Below are 11,904 nucleotides of genomic sequence, written 5' to 3'. Positions count from 1 at the left end.
TCGCCGTTCGGCGACATGCATGGAGCGTGGTGCTATCACTGCTTGATGACGGCCTGGAGCGTGACGACCGCACGGTCACCCACCACAGCGGGGTCGCCACTGCGCGCGGTAATGCGGTAATACACATTCGTGCCCGAATTGCCCTGTACACCGTAATTGCGCGAATTGGCGGTGTCGCCAAAGCCGGTGCTGGTTTTCTGGTTGATCCAGTTGCCCATGTTCTCCACCACATACTGAGGCTGGCTGGCGGACACCGTGCTGGCGGTGTAACTGCCGGCAGTTTGACCGGTGGTAACGGTGTGAATGGCCGTTGCGGGCAACGTCGAATCAGTAAACGGATTGGGCAGGCACGTAACGCCACCAGCCTGACAGTTGTGCCAAATAAGCGTCGGCGTCGTGGAAATCACCGCGCTCGCCGCGCGAATCGCCGCTTCGGCGCTTTGGAACGCCACTTCGCGATCGTAAAGATTGGACGACATTTTCTGCTGCATGATCGTCCCTCGCATCGCGGCAAGTCCGACCAGAGAAATCAATATCAGCAGAAGCAATGCCACCACGAGCGCCATGCCACGTTGCGAGCGCGCACCGGACGAACGGAAATGAATAGGCGACGAATAAAAAGTGATTGACGTTTTCATGTCATTGCACTCGATTGCGCACCGTGGTGGTGGATGTGAACGACCGATTGAGCGCATTCGTTCCAGTGGTGTCGACGCGCGTGTTGGTGCTCAGCATTTGAAGCGTGATTTGCGCCGAATTGACGATGGCCCAATTGGTCACGTTCGTTGCCGTGGTGAACGACGTGCCAGGGGGCTGCAAGTACGCAATCTTCATGCTGTTGACGTTACGCACCATTTCCTGCGGCGTCGCCGTCACGCCGCCGGCGCTAGCCGTTGTGTCGAGTCGATAGAGCGAATTGGTGTTGGCCCCATTCTTGCCGATGTACCAAACCACGGACGTGAGCACGGCAACGCGCGAATTGGCTGGAAACGTGTATTGGTTGCCGGTTGCCGGACCGGTGCAAATGGTCGGGTAACCCAACCCCTTCGAACAGTTGCCGGGGGTGGCGTTACCGCCGGAATCGTGGACCACGTTTTGGTCGGAGTTGTACTTGGTGATCTGCATGATCGTGGCGTGATCGAAATCGCAGACCATGATCAGATCGCCCGTGGCCAACTCGGTGGTTGCGGCATTGATTTCAAAACTGGCGGCGCTGCCCGATGGCACCTTCGACACGACAATGTCGGTATTGGCGGTGCTGAGCACATGCACCGAACTGTTTTTGGTCGGCGCGCCGGCGCCGGTAATACCCGTCAGCGCCGGATCGGTGGTGGCGTCGTCGTACCCCAGCAACGCGTCATTCCAATTGGCGTACCAAGGGTCCGGCGGATTGACGACGTTGGCGACGCGTCCGCTGCTGGTATCGCAACCGGTATTGCCGGCATCGCGGATATCGCGCGCCAGCATTTCGAACGCAGTGCGCGATTCATCGCCCACTTCGCCCAGCGATTCGTTCGTGCGGTAGGTTTGTTGTCCGGCGAGAAACACGCTGGTCACACCACCGATCACGATCAAGCCCAGCAGCATCGCCACCATCAGTTCTATCAGCGTAAAGCCGAGCGGACGTCCCGAAGAACGCGTCGTGCGATTTTTTCGTTGCTTGCCAATCATGGGGCGCTCGCTCATAGCATGGCCTGGGTAACAACTTGCTGCGTATTGCTGCCGCTGTCGCCGCCACGACTGTCATCGAACTGGATCGTGACAGTGCAGTACGCGGTGTACGTACCCGGCGCGGCCGTGCACGAGATTTTGCCCGTGGTGCTGGCGATGCTGCCGATCGGCGCAAGTTCGGTTTTGCACCAGGTATTGAGCTGCGCGGTCGCCAACGTGGAACCCGCCGCCGGACAGTTGTTCGCCGCGATGGCAGTGCCTGTGTTGTAGTTGCCTGCAACGGCGTTGGCGATATCGGCGCGCATCGCGTCGAGAATCGAGTAGCTGGCTACCGTGGCCATGCTGCGCACCATCGCGCTGTTGTTGGTGGACAACGAGCGCGCCTGCAAGGCCGCGATCGCCAAAAAGCCGATGGAAAGAATCAGCACGGCGATCATGACTTCGATAAGGCCGACGCCGGCCTCGTAACGACGGCCGTGGCGTGCGGACGAGCGTTGCTTCCGGTGGGTCGTCATGGGCAAGTCCCGGTGGTGGACGTGGTCGTGATAATCGAACCGGTCGCCATCCAAATTTGAACGTGGTTGTTGCTTTTCAGCGCAGCAACGCAAATGTCTGCCAGCGGAACGTTGGCGGTGCTGCTGTCGTAAATCGTGGTCGGCGTGCTTGGCAGATAGGCCAGTCCATCGCCGTGGAAACGGACGGCGACGATGTCGCCGTGCAATACCACGGGCGTCGCCAGGTCCGACGGGGTGGCCATCACTTGCGACGTGGCCCCCGTGACCGTATTGGTCAGCACAAAGACAGCGCCGCTGGCCGTGGTGCACGCGTTGCCAAGCGCGTCGGTCGTTCCAGTAGTGTTGTTGGTAGCGAGATCGCTGCAAAACTGGGTATCGGCATTGCGCTTGATCGCTTCCATGCGCGCGGCATTCAGCGAACCAACCAATTCGTTGGCGACAGTCGTAAGCCGGTTCGTGTTGATGATGTTGTTGAAGCTGGGTATGGCGATCACAAACAGGACCGCGGCCACAGCCACCGTGATCATCAGCTCGACAGTCGTAAACCCGTCGACGGGCCTCGCCGGCCCGCGTCGTTGCGACATTCGCATGAAATTTCCCCCTGCACTTGGAGGCAAGTCTACTCTTGCCCTATCACCGTGCCAGTCTATTACGTCAATAAAACCAGGCATTTCCGACAAATGGTACGTTTTTTCTGACAAACGGCCAGGCAGTGTGAAAGCGATCACACTGACGCGTGCCTTGCAGGGACGTGGTCGGTGGCCTGCCTCGCACGCATTTCGTCGCCCCGAAACGCGTTCTAGGTGAGCGACGTGGGCGGGCAAACAACACGCGGCGGCTGCGAATGCGCGGCGACGCAGCCGTCAAGGTTTCTTCCGCTTTGCGGGAAGCGGATAATCGACCCCCTTGTATCGATGCGGTTGCTCAAGAACTGATGTTTCTACCCGGTCAACGTTGGATATCCACCGCCGAGCCTGAGCTTGGCCTCGGCACCGTGCTGCGCGTCGAAGGGCGTGGGGTGCAGGTCCTGTTCGCCAAGTCTGGGGTATTGCGCCCTTATGCGATGGATTCGGCGCCGTTGGTGCGTGCCGAATTTCGGGCGGGGCAGCGTGTGGCCGGCAAAGGCCTCGCGTTCCTGGTTGAGCGTGTCGAGGAGCGCGAAGGGCTTTTTGTCTATCGCGGCGAAGGCCGTGAACTGCACGAGGGGCAGCTGGACGACGAGCAGAGCGTCAGCCAGGCAGACGACCGGTTGATCGGCGGCCGCACCGATCCGGTTCATCACTTTGAACTGCGCCTGGAGAGTCTCAAGCGGCGCGCCGATGCACGACGTTCCGCAAGCTGGGGCTTGAGCTCCTCGCGTATCGGCCTGGTGCCGCATCAGTTGCGCGTGGCGGGCATTGCCGCGTCGCGGCATCCGCCGCGCGTATTGCTTGCCGATGAAGTGGGTCTGGGCAAAACCATCGAAGCGGGCATGATCATCGCGCGACAGATCGCGACGGGTCGTGCATCGCGTGTGCTTGTGCTGCTGCCCGATACGTTGGTGTATCAATGGTTCGTGGAGCTGCTGCGCCGCTTCAACCTCAGCTTTGCGATCTATGACGAGGAGCGTTGCGAGGCGCTGGAGCAATCCGGCGGCGCCAGCAACCCGTTCGAAGACGAACAACTGGTCATCGCCGACTTCGGATTTCTGGAACACAACCCCAAGCGCGCCGAGCAATTGCTGGAGGCTCCGTGGGATTTGCTGGTGGTGGACGAAGCCCATCACTTGGCATGGACGCCCGAAGCATCCAGTCCGCGCTATGCCCTGGTGGAAGCGCTGGCAGCCGCCACGCCCGGCGTCATTCTTCTTACGGCCACGCCAGAGCAGCTGGGTCGCAGTGGTCACTTCGCGCGTTTGCGCTTGCTCGATCCGCAGCGCTACCACGATTTGAATACCTATCTGGCCGAGTCGGAACGCTTCCAGGCGCTGTCGCACATCGCCGACAAGTTGCTGGAACGCGCGCCGCTCGACGCTTCTGAGTTGGCGTCCTTGCAGCAGGCGTTCGAAGGCGACAGTTCGTTGCAGGCGTGCCTCGCCGACACGACCAAACCCGAACACAGTCGCGAATTGCTTGCTGCGCTGATCGATCGTCACGGCACCGGCCGCTCGATGTTCCGCAATCGTCGCGCGAGCATCGGTGGTTTTCCTAAGCGTATTCCCGAATGGGAATTGATCGATACGGACCGCGTGGACGAAATCACGCGCCAGGCATTGCTCGCGGAATTCCATGCCGATATTCAGCAACCCTTGCCGGTGCTGGAAATGGATTACGCCAACGATCCGCGCATCGACACGCTTGTCGCCCTGCTCGATCGTTACCCGCAAGATAAATTCCTGCTGATCTGCCGCAGCCAGGCGAAAGTTCTGGCGTTGGAAGAAGCACTGCGCACACGCACAGGGGCCGGCATCGCACGCTTTCATGAAGGCCTCGGCATCGTGCAACGCGACCGCAACGCAGCCTACTTTGCCCAGCCGGATGGCGCGCGCTTGCTTATCTGCTCGGAGATCGGTTCGGAAGGTCGCAACTTCCAATTCGCGCATCGATTGGTGCTTTGGGATCTGCCGCTGGACCCGGATCTGCTCGAACAGCGCATCGGACGCCTCGATCGCATTGGTCAAAAGCGCGACATCAGCATCCACATCATCGCGGCCGTCGATAGCGCACAGCATGTGCTTGCGCGCTGGTACGACCAGGGCGTAGACGCTTTCCGTACCAGCCCCGCCGATGGTCGCGAATTGTTGCGGCGCTTTGGCGATACGCTGGCGCAGCTGGCCGAAGAGCACGCACGCAGCGACGATCAGCGCGATCAAGAACTGGAAGTGCTACTTGCCGAAACGCGCGCGGCTCACGAGCAAATGGCCGAATTGATACGCGCTGGCCGCGATCATCTGCTTGAGCTTGCCGCCAGCCGCGATCCGCATACCGACGAACTCGCGCAAGCATTCCGTCGCGAAGATAACGATCCATCGCGCGATGTTTTTCAGCAGCGATTGCTCGAATCGTTCGGCATTCACACCGAAGAACTCAGCGCCAACGTCTTGCTGCTCGATCCTCAATACCTTTCCACCGACGCCCTGCCCGGTTTTGCGGAAGGCCCCGTATCTGTGACGTTCTCCCGCGACACGGCGCTCGCCCGCGAAGATTTGCCGTTGTTGCGCCTGGATCATCCGATGATGGCCAGCGCCATTGATCTGACGCTTTCCAGCGAACGCGGCAATGCGGCCTTTATGGTCGACGATGGGTTGCCGCCGCGTAGCGCATTGCTGCAAGCCGTGTACGTACTGGAATGCGTAGCCGACCGCAGTCTGGATGCCGAGCGTTTTCTGCCGACGCAACCGATCGTCGCCACCATCGACACCAAACTTGTGGAGCGCGAAAACTTTCAACCGAGCGAGCCTGCGCTACGCCGAGCCGGCGAACGCAATATCGAAGTGCCGCGTTATCGCAAATTTCTCAACAAGCTCGTTCCGCCGATGCTCGAAAAAGCCGAGGCAATTGCGGCGCTTCGCGCGCAGGGCAGCATCGCCGACGCGATTACGGATGCACGAGAAACACTGGATGCCGAAATCGCCCGCCTGCATGCATTGCGTGCAGTCAACCCATCGATCAGCGAATCGGAAATCGCTAGCGTCGAAGAAGAGCGTTCCGCCCTGCTCAACACCTTGCCGCAGGCGCGCCTGCGGCTGGACGCTGTTCGATTTGTCGTAAGCCCGGACTTCCTCGCCTTACGCTAGAGCCATCACACCATGCTGGCATCGGCGGCGACCGACATGCGCCTGCCGATGCCGAACCCCCAATACGCCACACTCAACAGCAGCACCCACGCCGCGCCCACATACAGTGCCACACGCGTATCGGGGCTGTAGCCGAGCATCACCAGCACAAACATCAGAAACGCCAAGCACACCGCGCTGCTGAGCGGCCAGACGCGCAGCGGAAACTTAGTCTTGCCAAAGCGTCGGCGGAAGCTGAAATGCGCGATCAACACCATGCTCCACGTCCACACCGTGTTGAACGAGAGGATCGACATCATCATCGCGAAGATGCGTCCTGGCACCAGATAATTGAGCAATACGCCGATGATCATGCATGCCAGGCACGCGAGCACACTGCGCGTCGGCACGCCATGCTCGTTCACTTTGCCCAGCAACGCAGGCGCCTGCCCTTTGTGCGACAGGCTGTAGAGCATGCGACTGCCACTGAACATGGTGCTGTTGAAGCCTGAGAGCGCCGCCGTGATCACCACGAAATTAATCACCGCCGCCGCTTGGTGAATACCCAGTTTGGCGAACGTGGTGACGAACGGACTACCCTGCGTACCGAGCTGATCCCACGGATAAATCGCCATGATCACCAGCAGCGCGCCGACGTAGAAAATCATGATGCGCCAGAGCACGGAATTGACCGCGCGCGGAATATTGCGCTCCGGATTCGCCGCCTCGCCCGCCGCCATGCCGATGGTCTCGATGCCGCCGAACGCGAACACCACAATTGGCAGCGCAAGCACCATGCCCTCGAATCCCTTGGGGAACCATCCGCCATGGCTCCACAAATTGCTGAATCCAACGGGATGACCACCGTTGCCCCAACCGAACCAGATCATGGCTGCGCCACCTAGGATCATTAGAACCACCGTCACCACTTTGATCATGGTGAACCAGAATTCCATTTCACCGTAGACGCGCACCGCCATCAGGTTGAGCGCGCCGATCATCGCCGCGCTGCCGAACACCCAGATCCATTGCGGCCAATCGAGGTGCCATGTCTCCAGCAACCATTGCTTCATATAGACGCCGACCGCCGTGCTCTCGGCCATGCCCACGCCCACCATCAGCAACCAGTAATTCCAGCCCGTGAGGTAACCGGCGAACGGCCCGAGGTAGCGATGCGCGTAACTGCTGAACGAGCCGGCGACCGGGTCATGCACCGCCATTTCGCCCAGCGCGCGCATGATGATGAAAATCATCAAACCGCCAAACAGGTAGGCGAAGACCACGGATGGTCCCGCCATTTGGATCGAGTTGGCCGAGCCGAGAAATAGGCCCGCGCCAATGGCCATGCCCAGCGCCATGAAGGTGATAAGGCGCGAAGTCAGTCGGCGCTGCAAATGGTGCGACATAAGGTGGCTCGTCAGTGGATAAGGTTCAGCGCATCAACCTGCGCCGGGGTTTGATCGGAAACTTGCCGCGCCAGTACTCGATCATCAGGAAGCCGCCGAGCATACCGCCAAGATGGGCGAAATGCGCGACGTTCGCCTGCCATCCGCCGACGCCCAACACCAATTCCACCACGCCGTAGCCAATCACGAACAACCACGCCGGAATCGGAATCGGCAGAAAGAACGGCAACAGTTTCTCGTTCGGATAAAGCATACCGAACGCCAGCAGCACGCCGAAGATGGCGCCGGATGCACCGAGCGTCGGCTCGAAGCCATGCGTGAAGTAATTCACCACCAACAATTGCGTCAGCGCAGCCGTCAAAAGGCACACGAAGTAGTAAAGCGTGAAGTTGCGCGGGCCCAACGTGTCTTCGATCTGACCGCCGAACATGTACAACGCGAACATGTTGAAGAAAATGTGCTGATAGCCGCCATGCATAAAGGCGTAGGTAACAAGCTGCCACACTCGAAAACCCACCGCGACGACGCTGCCATCCGACAATTGCTCCAAGCGGTCCGGCCCCCATGGCCAAAGCGCGAAATGCGCCACGATCACTTCGCCCACCATCCGCTGCAACACGAATACGGCGATGTTGGCGATAAGCAAATAGAGCGTGACGGGAGGAAGGCGGGTGGGCATGAAAGCGCTCGGGGAAAACCGCGCCTAGTATCGGCTACGCCCGGCCCAATAAAAAAGGCCACCAAAGGTGGCCTTTAAAGTCGTCATTGCTGAAAAAATCAACCGTTATGCGTGGTCGAATCGATTTGGGCCATCGCATCCGGGCGGCGAGCGCCCGCGAAATGCTTGGACCAGTAGCTGTCGCTGAGGTTGTCCACGCGCACCGACTCGCCACGACGCGGCGAATGGATGAAGCGTCCGTCGTTGAGATAGATGCCGACGTGCGAAATGCGGCCCTGGCCATGACGGCCCGCGGTGCGGAAAAACACCAGATCGCCCGGCTGCATGTCGTCCCGACGAACGATGTGACCAATCAGATATTGCGAAGCCGAGTTGTTCGGCAGCTGCAGACCCAGCGCACGCTCGAAGACATAGCGAACGAAACCGCTGCAATCGAAGCCTGTGGAAGGATCGCGGCCGCCGCGTACGTAGCGCACGTGGCGCAACTGCATGGCCAGACCGATCAGCATGTCGCGCAAATCCTGGCTGGTCTTGGCGTCGCTGAACTGAGCAGCGTCCGGGGCGGCATCGGCGTTGTCGGACGCATCGGTCGATGCGCTCTTGGCGGGAGCCAGCGCAGCGATCGGCAACTGAGTGGGAACCACGGATTGAGCCAGGGACGGCGCGGGTGCAAAGGCGGCCAGAGGGCTCAACAACGCAGAGGAAAGCTTGGCGGAAACCTGGGCCTGAACGTTACTGTCGGTGGTGGCGGCGTAGGCAGAGCCTGAAAAGCACAACGCCGTGGCAAGCGCGGCAAGTACAAGTCGCGTATTGGGCATTAGTAGATCTCGGGCGGTTACCGATCCGGCCGTCGCCCCCTGCGGCGACCGTGACGAAGCAGTGAAAGTAACAAAGCAACGCCGCTGACATGTTCGGATGAGGTTAACTGAACCCTGTCGTTCGGAAAGTCCGTTTTGGCCCCGAGACTTTTATAACCGCATGAATTAATTAAATATTATCTGGCGATCCAGGCATTTGGGCGGGTTAACGCCTGACATTCCTTCACAACCTGATGCGTGAAATTGGGCGAACGCTCACACTCCAGGGTAAGAACGCCTACCAAAAATCGCGCTGCCGATCCGAACTTCGGTGGCGCCTTCGGCGATGGCCAGCGGGAAATCGCCGCTCATGCCCATGGATAACCGTGGCATGTCATGGCCTTCGGCAACACAACGGTCACGCAGCTCGCGCAACCGACGAAAACAGGCTCGCACCTCCTCCGGATCATCTGAAAGGGTGGCCAGCGTCATCAAACCCCTTACGCGCAGCGACGGGAAAGCCTGCAAGCGCTCAAGGAAACCTGGCAAGTCCTCCTCGGCCAAACCTTGTTTCGTTTCCTCGCTGGCAGTTTTCACCTGGATCAACACGTCGATCTGGCGCCCTTCTATATCGAGACGGTGATGTAGCGCTTCGGCCAGTTCCAGCCGATCCAGCGATTGCACCTCGCTGGCCAGCCGCGCCACGTCTTTGGCTTTGTTGGTTTGCAGGTGGCCGATGACCACCCATTCGATAGCCTCACCCGCAAGCGCAGCCGCTTTTTCGCGGATCTCCTGCACCTTGTTCTCGCCGAAACGATGTAGCCCCAAGGAGAGCGCGGAGCGCACCACGTCGGGACCAAACGTTTTGCTGACTGGCAACACCGACACCTCAGCCGGATCGCGTCCGGCCGCGCGGCATGCGTCATCCACGCGGCGCCGAACGTCGGCCCAGTTCGCCGCCAAGGACGAAGTATCGATCACCAATCAGCTCCGGCTGCTCTGCTCGAAATGACGCGCCACCACCTCGGCCACCACCATCGACACCTTTTTGCCAGTCGGAATGTGGATGAATTCGTTGGGACCATGCGCGTTGGAATGCGGCCCCAGCACGCCGGTAATCAGGAACTGCGCCTGCGGAAACTTCGCGCCCAGCATGCCCATAAACGGAATGGAACCGCCCTCGCCCATATACGCGGCGGGCGCGCCGAAGTAGTGCAGCGACGCTTCGGCCACGGCGTGCTCCAACCACGGAGAAAGCTGCGGCGCATTCCAGCCGCTGCCGTCCTTCTCCAGCTTAAAGCTGACCTTCGCGCCATACGGCGGATCTTTTTCCAGCAACTGCTTGACGAAATCGCCCGCCTTGGCCCCGTCCAGCGTGGGCGGAACGCGCAGGCTGAGTTTCACGGACGTTTTCGGACGCAACACATTACCCGCGCTTTCCAGCGGCGGCATGCCGTCTGCGCCCGTCACGGCCAATTGCGGACGCCACGTGCGATTGAGCACCAACTCGGTGAGATCTTCCGTCACCGGATGCATGCCCGCCACAAACGGGAATTTTGCGTAGATTTCCTTCCCCAAAATGCCCGACGCGGCCTTGGCTTGATCGATGCGCTGCTGCGGAATCTCCGCATACAACTCGTTCGGCTTGATACGTCCGGTTTGTGGATCTTCCAGACGCGAAAGCAGTTCGCGCAGGATGCGGAAACTGGACGGCACGACGCCGGACGCATCGCCCGAATGCACGCCTTCTTCCAGCACCTGCACGGTGAGTTCGCCGCCGGTCATGCCGCGCAGCGATGTCGTCAGCCACAACTGATCGTAATTGCCGCAACCCGAATCGAGGCACACCACCAGCGACGGGTTGCCGATGCGCGGCGCGAGATGATCCACGTAATACGGAAGGTCGTAGCTGCCGGACTCTTCGCAGGCTTCGATCAGAATCACGCAACGTGCGTGCGGAACGCCCTGCTCTTGCAGCGCAAGCAGTGCGGCGAGCGAACCGAAAATCGCGTAGCCGTCATCCGCGCCGCCGCGGCCGTAAAGCTTGTCGCCTTTGAGCACCGGCGTCCAAGGTCCCAAGCCTTCCGACCAGCCGGTCATTTCCGGTTGCTTGTCGAGATGGCCGTAGAGCACGACGGTATCGCTGTTCTGTCCCGGCACTTCGATGTAGATCAGCGGTGTGCGGCCTTCCAACCTCACGACTTCCAGCGTGGCGCCGGGCAGCGACGAAAGCTTGCTGCGCGCCCAGGTTTCCATCAGCTTCACGGCGGCATCCATGTGACCGTGCGTGACCCAATCCTTATCGAACATCGGCGACTTGTTAGGAATCCGGATGTACTCCATCAACTGCGGGACGATCTCGGCATCCCAAAGGTCGCTGACGTAGCGGGTGATGCGTGCGGTATCCATGCGGACTCCATCGAAAAAGGTGAGAAGACGATTCTAACAGTCTGTGTTTGGAAGGCAGACCTCAGGGTCTGTTCCCACAGCCGCGCTGGTTTCTCCCCGACGCAACGCTGGCGCAATCCAGTCGCTTAACCACGCGCTCCGCCCACTGGGCTGGCGTGCCGGCGGCAGCGCAAAGTGACGAAGCGGCGTGGACGCGCCGCTTACGTCATCTATGGAGAAACTTCATGTTTAAAAAGCTCGTCGCCACGGCCGGCCTGATGCTCGCCTTCGCCTTGCCCGCATTCGCCGCCACGCCCGTCAACGTCAACACCGCCGACGCCGACACCATCGCCAAAGCGCTGGACGGCGTCGGCCTCGCCAAGGCGAAAGCCATCGTGGCGTTTCGCGAAGAGCATGGCCCGTTCAAGAGCGTGGACGACCTGACCCAGGTCAAAGGCATCGGTCAGGCCACGCTGCAACGCAATCACGACGCCATCCTGCTGTCCGGCGAAGGCGCAAAACCGAACGCGGATGCGCCGGACAAGCCCAAGCACGCCAAAAAGGCAAAAGCCGCCAAAGCGCAGGCCGCTGCCGAGTAACCTGGCGAATCGCACGATACGGCCGTCAACGGCCGTATCGTCGCCCGCCGCTTGCGCTACACTCCGCGCGCTAATCCGAATCCACCACTGTCGCC

At 60.4% G+C, this 11,904-nt stretch carries 11 protein-coding genes; 2 read left to right on the top strand and 9 right to left on the bottom strand.

Annotated elements, in window-relative coordinates; all coding sequences use genetic code 11:
- Positions 1-35 precede the first annotated feature (35 nt).
- Genes L0U79_RS07945 through L0U79_RS07930 form a run of 4 tightly spaced genes read right to left on the bottom strand, consistent with a single transcriptional unit; the run spans position 36 to position 2,770 of the window.
- Positions 36-638: a PilX N-terminal domain-containing pilus assembly protein gene (locus tag L0U79_RS07945; RefSeq protein WP_233841324.1), complete on the bottom strand. Its 603-nt coding sequence runs from the start codon at positions 636-638 to the stop codon at positions 36-38.
- Between the two features lies 1 nt (position 639).
- Positions 640-1,671: a prepilin-type N-terminal cleavage/methylation domain-containing protein gene (locus tag L0U79_RS07940; protein WP_233841323.1), complete on the bottom strand. Its 1,032-nt coding sequence runs from the start codon at positions 1,669-1,671 to the stop codon at positions 640-642.
- 11 nt (positions 1,672-1,682) lie between these two features.
- Positions 1,683-2,186: a type IV pilus modification protein PilV gene (gene pilV, locus L0U79_RS07935; protein ID WP_233841322.1), complete on the bottom strand. Its 504-nt coding sequence runs from the start codon at positions 2,184-2,186 to the stop codon at positions 1,683-1,685.
- Positions 2,183-2,770 (bottom strand): GspH/FimT family pseudopilin, encoded by a 588-nt coding sequence (locus tag L0U79_RS07930; RefSeq protein WP_233841321.1) that lies wholly within the window; start codon positions 2,768-2,770, stop codon positions 2,183-2,185. The genes pilV and L0U79_RS07930 overlap by 4 nt, the downstream gene beginning before the upstream one ends.
- A 350-nt stretch (positions 2,771-3,120) precedes the next feature.
- On the opposite strand from L0U79_RS07930, the gene rapA reads away from it, so the two are divergent.
- Positions 3,121-5,961, top strand: a complete 2,841-nt coding sequence (gene rapA / locus L0U79_RS07925) for an RNA polymerase-associated protein RapA (protein WP_233843869.1) — start codon at positions 3,121-3,123, stop codon at positions 5,959-5,961.
- Between the two features lie 5 nt (positions 5,962-5,966).
- On the opposite strand, the gene L0U79_RS07920 is transcribed toward rapA, so the two are convergent.
- The 5 genes from L0U79_RS07920 to L0U79_RS07900 all read right to left on the bottom strand — a co-directional run bounded on the left by L0U79_RS07920 (position 5,967) and on the right by L0U79_RS07900 (position 11,231).
- A complete protein-coding gene (locus L0U79_RS07920; protein WP_233841320.1) occupies positions 5,967-7,346 on the bottom strand; it encodes an amino acid permease in 1,380 nt (459 codons plus the stop codon).
- Between the two features lie 25 nt (positions 7,347-7,371).
- Entirely contained in the window at positions 7,372-8,025 is a 654-nt protein-coding gene (locus tag L0U79_RS07915) for a rhomboid family intramembrane serine protease (protein WP_233841319.1), read from the bottom strand.
- A 98-nt stretch (positions 8,026-8,123) separates the two neighbouring features.
- Entirely contained in the window at positions 8,124-8,843 is a 720-nt protein-coding gene (locus tag L0U79_RS07910; protein ID WP_233841318.1) for a C40 family peptidase, read from the bottom strand.
- Positions 8,844-9,098: 255 nt separating this feature from the next.
- Positions 9,099-9,800, bottom strand: coding sequence for a YggS family pyridoxal phosphate-dependent enzyme (locus tag L0U79_RS07905; RefSeq protein ID WP_233843868.1), 702 nt, complete (start codon positions 9,798-9,800; stop codon positions 9,099-9,101).
- 6 nt (positions 9,801-9,806) lie between these two features.
- On the bottom strand, positions 9,807-11,231 hold the full coding sequence (locus L0U79_RS07900; protein ID WP_233841317.1) for a M20 family metallopeptidase: 1,425 nt from the start codon (positions 11,229-11,231) through the stop codon (positions 9,807-9,809).
- 224 nt (positions 11,232-11,455) lie between these two features.
- Between L0U79_RS07900 and L0U79_RS07895 the strand changes: the two genes are divergently transcribed.
- Positions 11,456-11,809, top strand: a complete 354-nt coding sequence (locus tag L0U79_RS07895; RefSeq protein WP_233841316.1) for a helix-hairpin-helix domain-containing protein — start codon at positions 11,456-11,458, stop codon at positions 11,807-11,809.
- The last annotated feature ends 95 nt before the right edge of the window (positions 11,810-11,904 follow it).

The organism is Dyella sp. 2HG41-7 (assembly GCF_021390675.1).
Lineage (GTDB): Bacteria > Pseudomonadota > Gammaproteobacteria > Xanthomonadales > Rhodanobacteraceae > Dyella_B.
Note: the sequence above shows the minus strand (reverse complement) of the source record. Positions and strands in the feature narration are given on the sequence as shown.